A 16,579-nucleotide genomic window follows, 5' to 3' on the forward strand; every position below is an offset into this window, starting at 1 on the left:
TCAAACTTTTTCAGGGTGCCAAATGACATTACAAGCGATGAAAAAAATCGTGAGCGGTATCGCGTTGTCGCTGAGCCTGGCCGGCGCAGCCAATGCCACTGAACTTCTTAATAGCTCATACGATGTGTCGCGGGAGCTGTTTGTTGCCCTGAATGCTCCGTTTGTTAAACAGTGGGATGCCAGTCACCCCGCGGATCCACTGACCATTAAGATGTCGCACGCCGGTTCATCGAAGCAGGCGCTGGCTATCCTGCAGGGCCTGCGCGCAGATGTGGTCACGTACAACCAGGTAACAGATGTGCAGGTGCTGCACGATAAAGGCAATCTCATTGCGGCAGACTGGAAAGGCCGCCTGCCGAACAACAGCTCGCCTTTCTATTCCACCATGGCGTTTCTGGTGCGCAAAGGGAACCCAAAGCAGATTCACGACTGGTCAGATTTGACCCGCAGCGATGTTAAGCTGATTTTCCCGAACCCGAAAACCTCGGGTAATGGCCGCTATACCTACCTGGCCGCCTGGGGCGCAACAGACAAAGCGGACGGCGGCGATCAGGCTAAAACCCGTGCCTTTATGACGCAGTTCCTGAAAAACGTGGAAGTATTTGATACCGGCGGTCGCGGCGCGACCACCACCTTTGCTGAGCGCGGCCTGGGCGACGTACTGATTAGCTTTGAGTCCGAAGTGAATAACATCCGCAACCAGTATGGTAAAGATGAATACGAAGTGGTGGTGCCGAAAACCAACATTCTGGCGGAGTTTCCGGTGGCATGGGTAGATAAGAACGTCGCGACAAATAAAACCGCTGATGCGGCCAGCGCCTACCTGAACTATCTCTACACGCCAGAAGCGCAGAATATTATTACTCACTACTATTATCGTGTGAACAACCCACAGCTGATGGCGGAGCAGAAAGATCGCTTCCCGCAGACCAGCCTGTTCCGGGTCGAAGATGCCTTTGGCGGCTGGGATAAGGTGATGCAGACGCATTTCGTCAGCGGCGGTGAGCTGGATAAATTGTTATCGGCGGGGCGTGGATAATGTTTGCTGCCAGCCAGAAACGCGTGTTGCCCGGCTTTGGTCTCAGCCTCGGCACCAGCCTGCTCTTTACCTGTCTGATCCTGCTGCTGCCGATCAGCGCGGTGATTATGCAGCTGTCGCAGATGACGCTGCAACAGTACTGGGATGTCGTGACCAACCCTCAGCTGGTGGCCGCCTATAAAGTGACGCTGCTTTCTGCCGGTGTCGCCTCCCTGTTTAACGCGGTGTTCGGCATGCTGATGGCATGGATCCTGACCCGCTATCGTTTTCCAGGCCGGACACTGCTGGATGGCCTGATGGATCTGCCGTTTGCATTGCCTACGGCGGTGGCGGGCCTGACCCTGGCCGGACTCTTTTCGGTTAACGGCTGGTACGGACAGTGGTTCGCTCAGTTCGACATCAAAATTTCTTACACCTGGATTGGTATCGCCATTGCCATGGCCTTTACCAGCATTCCGTTTGTGGTGCGTACCGTGCAGCCGGTGCTGGAAGAGTTAGGTCCGGAGTATGAAGAAGCCGCCGAAACGCTGGGTGCCACGCCGTGGCAGAGCTTCCGCCGCGTCGTGCTGCCGGAAGTGGCACCGGCGCTGCTGGCCGGTACGGCGCTCTCCTTTACCCGCAGCCTGGGTGAGTTTGGTGCGGTGATCTTTATTGCCGGTAACATCGCCTGGAAAACGGAAGTCACCTCGCTGATGATTTTTGTCCGGCTGCAGGAGTTCGACTATCCGGCAGCCAGCGCTATCGCCTCGGTGATCCTGGCGGCATCGCTGATTCTGCTATTCGCGATTAATACATTGCAGAGCCGCTTTGGCCGTCGTCTGGGAGGTCACTAATGGCTGAGGTTTCACAAATTAATCATGCTGCGCGTCAGCCTGTAAACTGGGGCAAGTGGCTGCTGATTAGTATCGGCACGCTGATCTCGATTCTGCTGCTGGTGGTGCCGATGGCCTCCATCTTCTGGGAAGCGCTGAATCAGGGGCTCATTGTCGCTCTCAGCAATCTGGCGGATCCGGACATGCTGCACGCCATCTGGCTGACCGTGATGGTGGCGCTGATCACCGTACCGGTTAACCTTGTGTTCGGCACGCTGCTCGCCTGGCTGGTGACGCGCTTTACCTTTCCGGGCCGGCAGTTGCTGCTGACCCTGTTTGATATTCCTTTTGCCGTGTCGCCCGTCGTAGCCGGTCTGATGTATCTGCTGTTCTGGGGCGTGAATGGCCCGGCAGGCGGCTGGCTGGATGCGCATAACATCCAGATTATGTTTGCCTGGCCTGGTATGGTGCTGGCGACGGTGTTTGTGACCTGTCCGTTTGTGGTGCGCGAACTGGTCCCGGTGATGCTGAGTCAGGGCAGTCATGAAGATGAAGCGGCGGTGCTGTTAGGCGCGTCAGGCTGGCAGATGTTCCGTCGTGTGACGCTGCCGAACATTCGCTGGGCGCTGCTGTATGGCATCGTCCTGACCAACGCCCGTGCGATTGGTGAATTTGGTGCGGTTTCGGTGGTATCGGGATCGATTCGCGGTGAAACCTACACATTACCGCTTCAGGTTGAATTGTTGCATCAGGACTACAACACCGTTGGCGCGTTCACCGCGGCCGCCCTGTTAACCCTGATGGCAATTGTGACGCTGTTTCTGAAAAGCATTGTGCAGTGGCGTTTAGAGCAACAGCACAAACGCCTGCAACAGGAGGGAAATCATGAGCATTGAGATTAACAAGATCAACAAGTCCTTTGGTCGCACCTCGGTGCTGAACGATATCTCTCTGGATATTGCCTCAGGTGAAATGGTGGCGCTGCTTGGCCCATCAGGCTCGGGTAAAACCACGCTGCTGCGCATTATTGCCGGGCTGGAGCATCAGAACAGCGGTCAGATACGTTTTCATGGCAACGACGTCAGCCGCCTGCATGCGCGCGATCGTCAGGTTGGTTTCGTCTTCCAGCACTATGCGCTGTTCCGTCACATGACGGTGTTCGACAACATCGCCTTTGGCCTGACCGTGCTGCCGCGTCGCGAACGTCCTTCAGCGGCGGAGATCAAGCAGCGTGTAACCCGTCTGCTGGAGATGGTGCAGCTGGCCCATCTGGCAAACCGCTTTCCTGCACAGCTGTCGGGCGGTCAGAAGCAGCGTGTGGCGCTGGCGCGTGCATTAGCGGTTGAACCGCAGATTCTGCTGCTGGATGAACCTTTTGGCGCGCTGGATGCTCAGGTGCGTAAAGAGCTGCGCCGCTGGCTGCGTCAACTGCATGAAGAGATTAAATTCACCAGCGTGTTCGTGACCCACGATCAGGAAGAGGCGATGGAGGTCGCGGATCGCGTCGTGGTGATGAGTCAGGGAAATATTGAACAGGTTGGCACGCCAGATGATGTATGGCGCGATCCGGCGACCCGCTTTGTGCTGGAGTTCCTGGGTGAAGTGAATCGCTTTGATGGCGAAATTCAGGGATCGCAGTTCCACGTCGGCGCGCATCACTGGCCGCTGGGTTATACCTCAGCTCATCAGGGCGCGGTTGAGCTATTCCTGCGTCCGTGGGAAATCGATGTATCACGTCGCAGCAGCCTGGAAACGCCGCTGCCGGTGCAGGTGCTTGAAGTCAGCCCGCGTGGTCACTTCTGGCAGCTGGTGGTTCAGCCTGTCGGCTGGCAGAGCGAGCCGGTTTCGGTGGTGTTTGAAGGTGAGCAGACAGCCCCGATTCGCGGCGAGCGCCTGTTCGTCGGGTTGCAGCAGGCGCGCCTCTATAAAGGCGATACGCCGCTGCGTGCAGTTGCCTTTGCACAGAGCGCCTGATATTTTCTCATCCACAGCGGGCGGGAGTGTGACTCCCGCCTTTTTTTCGCCTCTCGTTTGTAAGATGCCAGGAACCGCACCGTGACGACTCTTGAACACACCATCGGCAATACCCCGCTGATTAAGCTGCAGCGCCTGACGCCAGCTAACGGCAGTGAGGTCTGGCTCAAGCTGGAAGGCAATAATCCGGCGGGCTCGGTAAAAGATCGCGCGGCCTGGTCGATGATTAATCAGGCGGAGCTGCGCGGTGAACTTTCACCCGGCGATCAGCTGATTGAAGCAACCAGTGGGAATACCGGCATTGCGCTGGCGATGATCGCGGCGATGAAAGGCTACCGACTTCGCCTGCTGATGCCGGACAACATGAGTCAGGAGCGACAGGATGCGATGCGTGCTTATGGCGCAGAGCTGATTCTGGTGCCGCGACAGCAGGGCATGGAGGGTGCACGCGATCTGGCACTGGCGATGGCGGCGCGTGGTGAAGGCCGGGTGCTGGATCAGTTTAATAATCCCGATAACCCGCTGGGTCACTATCAGACTACCGGGCCGGAGTTGTGGCAGCAGTCGAACCAGCGCATGACCCATTTTATCTCCAGCATGGGTACCACCGGCACGATCACCGGCGTGGGACGTTACCTGAAAGAGCACAACACGGGCGTGCAGGTGATCGGTTTACAGCCGAGTGAAGGCAGCAGTATTCCGGGCATTCGTCGCTGGCCGCTGGCCTATCTTCCGGGGATCTACCGGCCCGACTTAGTGGATGATGTGATGGATATGACGCAGAAAGAAGCGGAAGAGACCATGCGGGCGCTGGCGCGCCGTGAAGGCATTTTCTGCGGTGTCAGCTCAGGCGGTGCGGTGGCGGGTGCACTGCGTATTGCGCAGGCGAACCCGGGCAGCGTCGTGGTAGCGATCGCCTGCGATCGCGGCGATCGTTATCTCTCGACCGGACTCTATCATCAGTAACCTCTGCTGATGCGGAAATCAAGCCTGTGCGCGCGTTTGCTGCCCACAGGCTTTTTTTTAGCCAGGATTTCCCGTGCCGGATAGACTGAATCTGTAAGGATCGCGTAAATCAGGCTGCGCGAATGCCCGGCACAGGACAAAATAGCGCCAATTCCAGAGAGAGATAACCATGAAAATTTTGCTTGTTGATGATGATGTCGAATTGGGCACGATGCTAAGCCAGTACCTGATCGCTGAAGGGTTCGATGCCCAGTTGGTGCTGACCGGCAGCGCCGGAATTCAGGGCGCGCTCTCTGGCGATTTCACTGCCATGATTCTGGATATTATGCTGCCCGACATGAGTGGCATCGATGTGTTGCGTCAGGTGCGCCAGAACAGCCGGATACCGGTGATCATGCTGACTGCCAAAGGCGATAATATTGATCGCGTGATCGGCCTTGAGATGGGGGCGGATGACTATATGCCTAAACCCTGTTATCCCCGTGAACTGGTCGCCCGCCTGCGCGCGGTATTGCGCCGTTTCGAGGAGCAGGTACCGCAGCCGGATGCCAAAGAGCCGCTGCGCTGGGGAGGCCTGACGCTTAATCCTGCCACCCGCATGAGTGAATGGCAGGGTAAAACATTTGATCTGACAGCATCAGAATTTAATCTGCTGGATTTGCTGCTGCGCGCGCCGGACAGGGTCGTGTCAAAAGATGAGCTCTCTGAAAAGGGGCTGGGCCGTCCGCGTGAAGCCTATGACCGCAGCGTTGATGTGCACATCAGCAACATCCGTCAGAAACTCAGCGCACTGACCGCTGACAGCATCAATATCGAAACTGTTCGCAGCATCGGTTACCGTATTCGATGAAACAGAGTTACCGCGGACGCATGTTCTGGAAGATCTTTATCGGCTTCTGGCTCGTTTTTATCATCATGAGCCAGCTTATCTGGCTCGGTTTTTCGCTCTCCGGTAAACGGCATGAACCGCCTGAAATTATGGCTATCCGTCGCATTGTGGATCTGCAGATGACCTCTGCTGCATCGGTACTGGAGCGGGGCGGGCCTGATGAGCTGAATGCGATGCTGTCGGACTGGGATGAAACTGACCGTCAGTTCTTTCACGTCACGCAGCAGACTAAACCGCTACAATCACAGGACAGCGGCAACCTGGATTTCAGAGGCCGTCTTCCTGAAGAGGTGGTGCGCCGGGTACACGGCGCGGATGGAAAAGAATATCAGCTGCGCTACGACCTGGATGGCATGCGCATGAACAGCAAACAGAACATGATGCCGCGGAAATTTCTGAATATCCCCGAGCCGATGTTTGTCTTCGCCGGGTCGGTGGGGTTGCTGTTCAGTCTGCTGCTGGCCTGGAATCTGACGCGGCCCATGCGTCAGTTGAGGGAGGGATTTTCCCGCGTCGCCGAGGGTGATTTAAGCGTGCGTCTGTTCCCGATTATGCGAAAGCGGCACGACGAGATTTCAAATGTCGCTGAAGCGTTTGATGCCATGGTTGAGCGGCTTGATACCCTGGTGCGCGCCCGTGAAGAGCTGCTGCACGATATCTCACATGAGCTTCGTTCACCACTGGCGCGGCTGCAACTGGCGACCGGACTCGCCAGACAGACGCCAGAAAGCGTAAACAGTTCGCTTGATCGCATTGATGAAGAGGCGCGGCGGCTGGACAAAATGATCGGTGAACTGCTGACGCTGTCGCGAGCTGAACATGAAAGCATCCCGGATGAGCAATATTTTGACCTGACCGGTTTGCTGGAGGCGGTCATCACCGATGTCCGCTATGAAGCACAGATCCCTGGTGTACAGGTGGAGTTAAAGGTTGACGAGCGGGGCGACTACACCGTGCGGGGCAATGCGGAGCTGATACGGCGCGGGATCGAGAACGTCTTACGCAACGCGCTGCGCTTCTCTTTGCCAGGGCAGCGGATTGAGGTCGACTTACGCGCTGAACAGCAGTGGCTGGCGATTCAGGTACGCGATCAGGGGCCAGGTGTCGATGAGGAGAAACTCTCCAGCATTTTTGACCCGTTTGTGCGGGTAAATTCGCCGCTGATGGGTAAAGGTTATGGTCTGGGACTGGCTATTGTGCGTAAAGTGGTGCTGGCGCATCATGGTGAAGTTGAGGCGCGGAACCGGCCAGAGGGCGGACTTGAACTGACGCTGCGTCTGCCGCACTGGCAGCCCTGAAAACCTGTACCGCAGAAACGATAACGGCACCCGCAGGTGCCGTTATGTTATATACGAATGCTTACTTTTTGATGCGAATCACCGGCGTTTCGCCGACGGTGACCTGACCAGACAGCTTAATCAATTCCTTGATTTCATCCATGTTGGAGATGACAACCGGTGTCAGGGTTGATTTTGCTTTCTCTTCCAGCAACGGCAGATCGAACTCAATAACCACGTCGCCTTTTTTGACCTTCTGGCCTTCTTCAGCGATGCGTTTGAAGCCTTCACCTTTCAGTTCAACCGTATCGATACCAAAATGGACGAACAGCTCAATGCCGTTGTCTGATTCGATCGAAAAAGCGTGATTGGTTTCAAAAATCTTGCCGATAGTGCCATCAACAGGCGCAACCATTTTGTTGCCGCTGGGTTTGATCGCAATACCGTCGCCCACGATTTTTTCTGCAAACACCACATCTGGTACGTCTTCAATGTTCACGATTTCGCCCGACAGAGGCGCTACGATGTCGATTGTCCCAGCGCTATCCGTTTTTTCGCCAAAAAGTTTAGAAAACAAACCCATGATCTTCTCCTAAGCAGTAATTTGGGGCCAGCATCATGCAGGTTAGCAGAGCGTTTTTTCCTTAATGAACTTGTTAACCAGGTTCATTAAGTCTTCCGCTGTCGGTTGAGCCAGTGCCTGCTCTGCCAATGCCTTCGCATCTTCAAAATTAGTATTACGAATGATTTTTTTGATGCCAGGGATAGAAATGGCACTCATGCTGAACTCGTCCAGCCCCATTCCCAGTAACAGTAGTGTAGCACGTTCATCACCTGCCAGCTCACCACACATGCCGGTCCATTTACCTTCAGCGTGAGATGCATCAATGACTTGCTTGATTAAGTTAAGCACAGACGGCGTCATTGGGTTGTACAGGTGCGAGATCAAATCATTACCACGATCGACCGCCAGAGTATACTGCGTCAGATCGTTTGTCCCAATACTGAAGAAGTCGACTTCTTTCGCCAGATGATGGGCAATGACGGCTGAAGCCGGGGTCTCTACCATGATGCCGACTTCAATGCTTTCATCAAAGGGTTTACCTTCATCACGCAACTGCGCTTTAAGCAGTTCCAGTTCCGCTTTCAGGCTGCGTACTTCTTCAACCGAAATGATCATCGGGAACATGATGCGCAGTTTACCGAAGGAGGAGGCGCGCAGGATGGCACGCAGCTGTGCATGCAGAATCTCTTTGCGGTCCATCGCGATACGGATAGCACGCCAGCCGAGGAACGGGTTCTCTTCTTTTGGCAGGTTCATGTAAGGCAGATCTTTGTCACCGCCGATATCCATGGTGCGCACGATAACCGCCTGTGAGCCCATCGCTTCAGCAACGGCTTTATACGCCTGGAACTGCTCTTCTTCACTTGGGAGAGAGTCGCGATCCATGAACAGGAATTCGGTGCGGTAGAGACCTACGCCTTCCGCGCCGTTACGCTCCGCACCGGCGATATCGCGCACAGTACCGATGTTGGCACAGACTTCAACCTGATGGCCATCCAGCGTCACGGCTGGCAGATCTTTCAGCTTGGCTAATTCATGTTTTTCGGACAGATACTGATTCTGTACGGCTTTCAGTTCTTCCTGAATCGCTTCGGAAGGATTGACATGAATCGCATTGTTAACGCCATCCAGGATCAGGAAATCGCCGTTTTTAACCGTGACGGTTACATTGCCGGTGCCGACAATGGCCGGGATTTCCAGCGAGCGCGCCATGATTGAGGTATGTGAGGTACGGCCGCCCAGATCAGTGATAAAGCCCAGCACCTTTTTCAGGTTCAGCTGTGCGGTTTCTGACGGCGTTAAATCTTTGGCCACCAGAATAGATTCGTCCGGAATAGCGCTCAGGTCGACGATGTGCAGACCGAGGATGTTTTGCAGCAGACGCTTACCGATGTCACGCACGTCAGCCGCACGCTCTTTCAGATATTCGTCATCTAATTCTTCCAGTGCTTTCGCCTGGCCATCAATGACCGAGTAAGCAGCAGCATCAGCAGTCGCGTGATCTTTTTTGATCAGGTCGATGATTTCCTGCTCCAGCTCTTCATCTTCCAGCAACATGATGTGGCCTTCGAAGATGGCTGCTTTCTCTTCACCGAGGGTTTCACCCGCTTTGACGCGAATCGCTTCCAGTTGTAATGCCGCTTTGCTGCGGCCATCGAGGAAGCGCTGAACTTCCTGCTCAACCTGATCATCAGAAATTTTCTTGCGGTTGATGACGATCTCGTCTTCTTTCAGCAGCAGTGCTTTGCCGAAAGCGATACCTGGTGATGCTAAAATGCCTGAAATCATAACGCTACCTTTTAATCACGATGGCTGATGGGACTCTTTGCGGTGCCATTGTCGCGGGACACGTACTCTACGAAAGCAATAACGCGGACAGATTGTCCGCGATCAAGATGTTTGCACTCAATGGCGCAGAGGAGTCGATTGGCTGGCGAGCTGAGCGGAGATTACTCCAGTTCAGCCATCAGTTTGACCAGATGCTCAACTGCTTTCTGTTCGTCTTCACCTTCCGCGGAAAGAGTCACAACCGTTCCCTGGGTTAAACCCAGCGTCTGCAGTTTGAACAGGCTTTTCGCGCTCGCTGATTTACCGTTAGAGGTTACGGTGATTTCTGACTGGAAAGCTTTGGCTTCTTTAACGAATTGCGCAGCTGGGCGAGTATGCAGACCGTTTGGTGCAGTAATGGTAACTTCTTGCTGGAACATTCTATTTCCCCAACGTTATCAGGATGAGTGTTATGGATCTAAAGTCTAGCCTGGAGCCTTCACTTTAGCCTGTGTAGGTGCGCGGGTATAGCTTCATGCTGACCAAAGACGCGCATGCGTCAAATCTACAATCCGTTGCGTCTCAAAACCGATTCTACACGTCACCGGTTAATTATGCCGTGATTCGCCGTTTCACTGAATCCGTAAATCGATTCAGCTTGATCCACTTCAAGCGCGGATTAATTTCAGGCATCGAAATAATTGGCAGTCTGAATACCAGATCGGCATCACTGAAATCAATCTGCCGGGTGATGAAAGTGAGATCTGCACCACAAAAAAGCACCCGGATGGGTGCTTTTTTCGACATTTTCAGACTATCGGCTCCGGCTACTGCAGCTCTTTTTCAGTGAAGAGATCGGCGAACAGCGCGGTACTCAGATAGCGTTCGCCAGAGGAGGGCAGAATCACCACGATGTTTTTGTTGGCGAAGGTTTCGTCTTCCTGCAGCTTCAGCGCGGCGGCGACAGCAGCACCGGATGAGATACCGGCCAGGATACCTTCTTCTTCCATCAGCCTGCGCGCCGTGCTGATCGCTTCTTCATTGGTAATGGCCACCACGCGGTCAACCAGGTTCAGTTCCAGATTGCCCGGAATAAAGCCGGCACCAATACCCTGAATTTTATGCGGGCCGGGTTTGATCTCTTCACCCGCCAGCGCCTGCGCAATCACTGGCGAATCGGTCGGCTCAACCGCGACAGTAATCAGATCTTTTTTGCCTTTGGTGTTTTTGATGTAGCGACTCACGCCGGTCAGCGTTCCGCCTGTGCCGACACCCGCAATAAAGACATCCACTTCGCCATCGGTATCTTCCCAGATTTCCGGGCCGGTGGTCTTTTCATGGATTTCCGGGTTAGCCGGGTTGCTGAACTGCTGCAGCAGCACATATTTGTCCGGGTCGCTGGCGACAATCTCTTCCGCTTTGCCGATGGCACCTTTCATGCCTTTAGCACCTTCGGTCAGAACCAGCTTCGCGCCCAGCGCTTTCAGCAGTTTACGACGTTCCACCGACATGGTTTCGGGCATGGTCAGCGTGAGTTTATAACCGCGCGCAGCGGCAACGTAGGCCAGGGCGATACCGGTGTTACCGCTGGTCGGTTCAACCAGCTCAATGCCGGGTTTCAGAATACCGCGTTTCTCTGCGTCCCAAATCATATTGGCACCGATACGACATTTGATGCTGAAGCTCGGGTTACGGGATTCAACTTTCGCAAGAATGCGGCCGTTACCGATGCGGTTCAGTCGAACCAGCGGCGTATGACCAATTGTCAAAGAGTTGTCTTCATAGATCTTACTCATAGCCTGCCCTTAACTGTATGAATTATTGGGAACCCTATGAGCATACCTGTTCTGCCAGGGGGCGGAAGGAAAGAAATCGTATATCTATATGTCCCCCGGCAATAAGCCCTGCAAAAAAGAGCATAAGGCGCGCTGATAAGTTTAACGCACCTCACTGCGCGCCAGCTGCGGTCGGTAGCGATCGACCCACATGGCGGTGGCACCGCAAACGGCAACCGGCATAATCACGAGGTTCAGAATCGGAATCATCGTGAACAGGCTGGTGAGTGCGCCAAACTGCATATTGGCTGTTTTGTGCCGACGCAGGGCGTTTCGCATCTGCTGAAACGGCACTTTGTGGTTGTCAAACGGATAGTCGCAATACTGGATGGATAACATCCAGGCACTGAACAGGAACCACAGCACCGGGGCAACCGTCTGACCAAAGCCAGGAATAAAGTAGAGCAGCAACAGTCCCAGCGCGCGGGGCAGGTAATAGCCCAGTTTTTGCATCTCGCGCTTCATGATGCGCGGCACATCTTTAAGCATTCCTGCCCAGCCGCTGTCGGGCAGAGGCTTACCGGTCAGGCGTCCTTCGAGCTGCTCGGCCAGCAGACCGCAGAAAGGGGCGGCAATCAGGTTTGCCAGCGTCGAGAAGAAGTAGCTGAACACCAACACAATCGCAATCACCGACAGCGGCCACAACAGATAGCTCAGCCACTGCAGCCAATCCGGAATATGGGCCATCAGGCGCGGGATCCAGTCACCGAGACGATAAAACAGCCAGACAAATGCGCCACCGAGCATGATCATGTTAATCAGCAGTGGCATCACTACAAAGCGGCGAATGCCAGGCAGACGGACCAGTTTCCAGCCCTGGCTAAAGTAGTGCATGCCGTTAAAATCTGAGACCGAATTCTCAAGGGCCATAAAGCCATTTCTCCTGAAAGTGTTGAGGCGCGCCCACTATAACCTGGCTTTTTTTCCAGTCCAGGTGCCGTTTGGGTAAAAAAACAGCGAAAAAGCGTGGGTTGCCTATCTTATTTGTCAGAAAATAGTGCACAGACTTGCACTTGTGTAGCAGGGCAAATACAGTTAGAGGATAAAGTTTGCCGCGGTGGCAAGGTATTGGAACAACAGAGAATACAATGATGCAGGATTTGCGTCTGATATTAATCGTTGTTGGCGCGATCGCCATTATAGCGCTCCTTCTTCACGGGCTGTGGACCAGCCGTAAAGAGCGTTCGTCAGTGTTCCGCGATCGCCCGCACAAACGTCTGAAACAACGTGAAGAACATGATGAGCAGGACCTGATTGACGACGAAGACGACGGCGTCGGCGAGGTTCGCGTTCGTTCTGATCGCAGCACACATCAGGAACCGCGATTCGATGAGATTCGTGAGCCACAGCCAGAAGCGCCGCGTAAGCAAGCGCCTGCTGAGCCTGTGCGTCAGCCTGCGCCACGACCCGCACCGCAACCTGAACCAGAAAGCGATCCGCTTTTCAACACGGCACCGCAGCCTGCTCCGCAGCCGCGCTCTGAACCGGCTCGTCAGCAGCCAGCGCCGACTTTTGTCGCGCCGCCAGTCCAGGCTGACCCGCTGCTGGATCTCGATCCGCTGGAATCTGTCCAGCCCGCTCCGCAGTACCAGGCTGAACCTGAGCCACAGCCAGAAGTGACACCGGCTCCCGCGCCTGCAGCGAAAGCGCCAGCGGAAAAACCGAAAGAAGCGGTACTGGTACTGCATGTTGCAGCCCATTCGGGCGGTGAGCTGAACGGTGAGGCATTACTGCAGGGTATCCTGCAGGCGGGCTTCCAGTTTGGTGAAATGAACATTTTCCATCGTCATCTGAGTCCGGCAGGCAGCGGGCCGGTTCTGTTCAGTCTGGCTAACATGGTTAAGCCGGGCTCGTTCAACCCTGACCTGATGACCGATTTCAGCACGCCAGGCATCTCTATCTTTATGATGGTGCCTTCTTATGGTGATGCGAATCAGAACTTCAAGCTGATGCTGCAGTCGGCACAGCGTATCGCTGACGACGTTGGCGGTGTCGTGCTGGATGATGAGCGTCGTATGATGACGCCGCAGAAGCTGGAAACCTACAAAGCGCGTATTCGCGATGTGGTTGGTGTCTGAGCTCTGCGCTAACCGCTATCTGAATTGTTAAAACAAACCCCCGCCTGTCGGGGGTTTTTTATCTGATGGGGCTATATGAAATCCGTCCAGGATCACATCACCGAACTGCGCACCACGTTGCGCCATCACGAATATCTCTATCACGTCATGGATGCGCCGGAAGTACCGGATGCTGAATATGATCGTCTGATGCGCGAACTGCGTCAACTGGAAGAGGACCATCCCGATCTCATCACCCCGGACTCGCCAACGCAACGTGTGGGCGCTGCGCCGCTGACGGTATTCGAGCAGGTCCGCCATGAGGTGCCGATGCTGTCGCTGGATAACGCCTTTGATGAAGCCACGTTCATGGCCTTCAACAAGCGGGTGCAGGATCGGCTGAAAAGCAGTGACGACATTACTTACTGCTGCGAACTCAAGCTTGATGGCGCTGCAGTCAGCCTGATGTATGAAAATGGCCTGCTTGTTCGGGCTGCGACGCGCGGTGACGGCACGACCGGCGAGAACATTACCGCCAATGTTCGTACCATTCGCGCTATCCCGCTACGGCTAAAAGGCGACAACATTCCGGCCCGGCTGGAAGTACGCGGCGAAATATTTATGACGCAGCGCGGCTTCGAAAAGCTGAATGAGGAAGCGCGACGCACTGACGGCAAAGTCTTTGCTAACCCGCGTAACGCAGCAGCAGGTTCTCTGCGTCAGCTTGATCCGCGCATTACCGCTAAACGTCCACTGACCTTCTTCTGCTACGGTTTTGGCCTGCTGGAAGGCGGGGAGATGCCGCACAGTCACATGGGGCGTCTGCAACAGTTCAAAGCCTGGGGCCTGCCGGTTAGCGACCGCATTAAGCTGGTGCATAACGCCGAAGAGGCCCTGGCATTCTATCGAGATATTGAGCAACAGCGTCCGAACCTGGGTTTTGATATTGATGGTGTCGTAATCAAAGTAGATTCACAGGCTCTGCAGGAGCAGTTGGGGTTTGTTGCGCGCGCGCCGCGCTGGGCGATTGCTTTTAAATTCCCGGCACAGGAACAGCTGACCTGGGTACGTGACGTCGAATTTCAGGTTGGCCGCACGGGTGCGATCACACCGGTGGCTCGCCTTGAGCCGGTGCAAGTCGCAGGCGTTATCGTCAGCAATGCCACGCTGCATAATGCGGATGAAATCGAGCGGCTGGGATTACGCATCGGAGATCGGGTCGTGATTCGCCGCGCCGGTGATGTAATCCCGCAGGTGGTCAACGTGGTGATTGCTGAGCGCCCTGAAGAGACGCGTGAAGTGGTCTTTCCTGCCCATTGCCCGGTCTGTGGTTCCGAGGTGGAGCGGGTCGAAGGGGAGTCGGTCACGCGCTGCACCGGCGGTCTGATCTGCGGTGCGCAACGCAAAGAGGCACTGAAGCATTTTGTCTCGCGTCGGGCGCTGGATGTTGACGGTATGGGCGATAAGATTATCGACCAGCTGGTGGAGAAAGAGTACGTCAATACGCCCGCCGATCTGTTCCGTCTTACGGCGGGCAAGCTGACCGGACTGGATCGCATGGGGCCGAAATCGGCGCAAAACGTTGTCGATGCGCTGGAGAAAGCGAAGTCGACCACGCTGGCTCGTTTTCTCTATGCGCTGGGCATTCGCGAAGTGGGTGAAGCCACCGCCGCCAATCTGGCTAACCATTTTGGTGAGCTGCAAAAAGTGATGGATGCCGACCTTGAGGCGCTGATTGCCGTGCCGGATGTCGGCAAAGTCGTTGCCGCACACGTGCGTAACTTCATGGAAGAGGAGAGCAACCGTGAGGTTATTCGTCAGCTGACCGAAGAGATTGGCATTCACTGGCCGCAGGTGGTGGTGGTGAAAGCCGAAGAGATCGACAGTCCGTTCGCCGGTAAAACCGTGGTGCTGACCGGTTCGCTGTCGCAGATGAACCGCGATGATGTCAAAGCGCAGCTTATCGCGCTGGGTGCAAAAGTCAGCGGCAGCGTATCGAAGAAAACCGATCTGCTGATTGCCGGTGAAGCGGCCGGTTCAAAGCTGGCGAAAGCACAGGAGCTGGGCATTGAAGTGATTGATGAAGCGGAAATGATCCGTCTGCTGGGTGCCTGAGATGGATGAACATCAGCTGGTGGCGATAGCCAATACGCCTATGCCGTTTGGCAAATATAAAGGGCGTATGCTGATCGATCTGCCTGAGCCTTACCTGCTGTGGTTTGCCCGCAGTGGCGACTTCCCGTCCGGGTTGCTGGGGGACTTGATGCAACTGACCCTTACGATAAAAATAGAAGGTCTGGAGGGATTAGTTAAACCGCTCCAGACCCGTAAGTAATCGTGCCCGCGCAGGCGGGCAATGGTTTTACTTCTGTGACTCCATCACCGAATCCTTAACCTTCAGAACCTGCTGTTTCTCATTGGTCCTCTTGTAGCGTCCGGCGATAAACGAGCAGACCATCAGCTGTACCTGATGGAAAATCATCAGCGGCAGCACAATAATTCCCACGGTACTGGCCGGGAACAAAATGTTCGCCATCGGCACGCCATTCGCCAGACTCTTCTTCGAACCACAAAACAGCACCACAATCTCATCGGCGCGTTTAAAGCGGAACAGGCGCGAGGCCAGCAGGTTGATAATCAGCACGGCAGTCAGCAGGATGATGGACCCCGCCACAATCCACAGCAGCGTAATCAGGCCAACGCGATGCCAGATGCCGTTCACCACGGCTTCACTGAAGGCGGAATAGACTACCAGCAGAATCGAAGTCTGGTCAGTTTTACCAATCAGGCTGCGGTGTTTCTCAATCCAGCCACCAATCCAGCGACGGGAGAGGTGACCCAGAATGAAAGGCACCATCAGTTGCAACATAATCTTGCCGATCTGCTCCAGACCATCACTCGGGGCGCTGCTGTGAATATCCATCACCAGGTTCACCAGCAACGGCGAAATAAACACACCCAGCAGGCTCGACGCCGAGGCGCTACATACCGCTGCTGCGACGTTACCGCCCGCCATTGAGGTAAATGCGATGGCAGACTGGACGGTAGCCGGCAGGATACAAAGGTAGATAAAGCCGGTATAAATTTCCGGACCGACATCAACCGGATGCCACCACACCAGCAGCAGACCCAGCGCCGGAAACAGCACGAAGGTGCTGAACATAATCCACAGATGCAGTTGCCAGTGACTGCTGCCTGCGATGATCTTTTCACGCGAAAGTTTGGCACCGTGCATAAAGAACAACAGCGCTATCGCTGCCGTCGCAAGGTAGCTGAAGATATCGACGTAGATTCCTTTCGCTGGCAGGAAGGAGGCCAGCAGCACGGTGATGATGAGTTTAACCATCATCGGATCGAGTTTTAAAAAGCCCATTGTTAAAATCCGGTAAATTTTTCAA

General features: G+C 55.0%; 16 protein-coding genes. 10 read left to right on the forward strand and 6 right to left on the reverse strand.

Features of this window, described 5'->3' with window-relative positions; translation table 11 throughout:
* The first annotated feature begins 22 nt into the window (after nt 1–22).
* The 7 genes from ACTJKZ_RS00760 (at nt 23) to ACTJKZ_RS00790 (ending at nt 6,978) form a co-directional block, all read left to right on the forward strand.
* The gene (locus ACTJKZ_RS00760; protein WP_440829091.1) at nt 23–1,039 is read left to right on the forward strand and encodes a sulfate ABC transporter substrate-binding protein; all 1,017 of its coding nucleotides are present in this window, start codon (nt 23–25) and stop codon (nt 1,037–1,039) included.
* A complete protein-coding gene (gene cysT / locus ACTJKZ_RS00765; protein ID WP_161735129.1) occupies nt 1,039–1,872 on the forward strand; it encodes a sulfate/thiosulfate ABC transporter permease CysT in 834 nt (277 codons plus the stop codon). Before ACTJKZ_RS00760 ends, cysT begins: the two co-directional genes overlap by 1 nt.
* On the forward strand, nt 1,872–2,747 hold the full coding sequence (cysW, locus tag ACTJKZ_RS00770) for a sulfate/thiosulfate ABC transporter permease CysW (RefSeq protein ID WP_161735126.1): 876 nt from the start codon (nt 1,872–1,874) through the stop codon (nt 2,745–2,747). Before cysT ends, cysW begins: the two co-directional genes overlap by 1 nt.
* Complete coding sequence (gene cysA / locus ACTJKZ_RS00775; protein WP_161735123.1) at nt 2,737–3,825, forward strand: sulfate/thiosulfate ABC transporter ATP-binding protein CysA; 1,089 nt, start codon at nt 2,737–2,739, stop codon at nt 3,823–3,825. The genes cysW and cysA overlap by 11 nt, the downstream gene beginning before the upstream one ends.
* Nucleotides 3,826–3,906: 81 nt before the next feature.
* The gene (gene cysM / locus ACTJKZ_RS00780) at nt 3,907–4,791 is read left to right on the forward strand and encodes a cysteine synthase CysM (protein WP_161735120.1); all 885 of its coding nucleotides are present in this window, start codon (nt 3,907–3,909) and stop codon (nt 4,789–4,791) included.
* 169 nt (nt 4,792–4,960) lie between these two features.
* Nucleotides 4,961–5,641, forward strand: coding sequence for a response regulator transcription factor (locus ACTJKZ_RS00785; RefSeq protein WP_161735117.1), 681 nt, complete (start codon nt 4,961–4,963; stop codon nt 5,639–5,641).
* Complete coding sequence (locus ACTJKZ_RS00790) at nt 5,638–6,978, forward strand: ATP-binding protein (protein WP_161735114.1); 1,341 nt, start codon at nt 5,638–5,640, stop codon at nt 6,976–6,978. Before ACTJKZ_RS00785 ends, ACTJKZ_RS00790 begins: the two co-directional genes overlap by 4 nt.
* Before the next feature lie 61 nt (nt 6,979–7,039).
* Here ACTJKZ_RS00790 and crr read toward each other — a convergent pair whose 3' ends face one another.
* The 5 genes from crr to cysZ form a co-directional block, all read right to left on the reverse strand.
* The gene (gene crr, locus ACTJKZ_RS00795) at nt 7,040–7,540 is read right to left on the reverse strand and encodes a PTS glucose transporter subunit IIA (RefSeq protein WP_069728735.1); all 501 of its coding nucleotides are present in this window, start codon (nt 7,538–7,540) and stop codon (nt 7,040–7,042) included.
* A gap of 42 nt (nt 7,541–7,582) precedes the next feature.
* Nucleotides 7,583–9,310, reverse strand: a complete 1,728-nt coding sequence (ptsI, locus tag ACTJKZ_RS00800) for a phosphoenolpyruvate-protein phosphotransferase PtsI (protein WP_440829092.1) — start codon at nt 9,308–9,310, stop codon at nt 7,583–7,585.
* A 161-nt stretch (nt 9,311–9,471) separates the two neighbouring features.
* Nucleotides 9,472–9,729 carry a phosphocarrier protein Hpr gene (gene ptsH, locus ACTJKZ_RS00805; RefSeq protein ID WP_003848868.1) on the reverse strand — a complete coding sequence of 86 codons (258 nt, stop codon included), beginning with the start codon at nt 9,727–9,729 and terminating at the stop codon, nt 9,472–9,474.
* 387 nt (nt 9,730–10,116) lie between these two features.
* Nucleotides 10,117–11,085: a cysteine synthase A gene (gene cysK / locus ACTJKZ_RS00810; protein ID WP_033733457.1), complete on the reverse strand. Its 969-nt coding sequence runs from the start codon at nt 11,083–11,085 to the stop codon at nt 10,117–10,119.
* Nucleotides 11,086–11,226: 141 nt separating this feature from the next.
* Entirely contained in the window at nt 11,227–11,994 is a 768-nt protein-coding gene (cysZ, locus tag ACTJKZ_RS00815) for a sulfate transporter CysZ (protein ID WP_161735108.1), read from the reverse strand.
* 218 nt (nt 11,995–12,212) lie between these two features.
* Between cysZ and zipA the strand changes: the two genes are divergently transcribed.
* The 3 genes from zipA to ACTJKZ_RS00830 all read left to right on the forward strand — a co-directional run bounded on the left by zipA (nt 12,213) and on the right by ACTJKZ_RS00830 (nt 15,516).
* Entirely contained in the window at nt 12,213–13,202 is a 990-nt protein-coding gene (gene zipA / locus ACTJKZ_RS00820) for a cell division protein ZipA (protein ID WP_161735105.1), read from the forward strand.
* 75 nt (nt 13,203–13,277) lie between these two features.
* Nucleotides 13,278–15,296: an NAD-dependent DNA ligase LigA gene (gene ligA, locus ACTJKZ_RS00825; RefSeq protein ID WP_440829093.1), complete on the forward strand. Its 2,019-nt coding sequence runs from the start codon at nt 13,278–13,280 to the stop codon at nt 15,294–15,296.
* A gap of 1 nt (nt 15,297) precedes the next feature.
* The gene (locus ACTJKZ_RS00830) at nt 15,298–15,516 is read left to right on the forward strand and encodes a DUF3820 family protein (RefSeq protein ID WP_003848878.1); all 219 of its coding nucleotides are present in this window, start codon (nt 15,298–15,300) and stop codon (nt 15,514–15,516) included.
* A gap of 27 nt (nt 15,517–15,543) precedes the next feature.
* Here the strand turns inward: ACTJKZ_RS00830 and ACTJKZ_RS00835 are convergent, their stop codons facing one another.
* Entirely contained in the window at nt 15,544–16,554 is a 1,011-nt protein-coding gene (locus ACTJKZ_RS00835; RefSeq protein WP_222925157.1) for a bile acid:sodium symporter family protein, read from the reverse strand.
* Nucleotides 16,555–16,579: the final 25 nt, after the last annotated feature.

The sequence above is a fragment of the Pantoea sp. 22096 genome (assembly GCF_052045955.1).
Lineage (GTDB): Bacteria > Pseudomonadota > Gammaproteobacteria > Enterobacterales > Enterobacteriaceae > Pantoea > Pantoea alfalfae.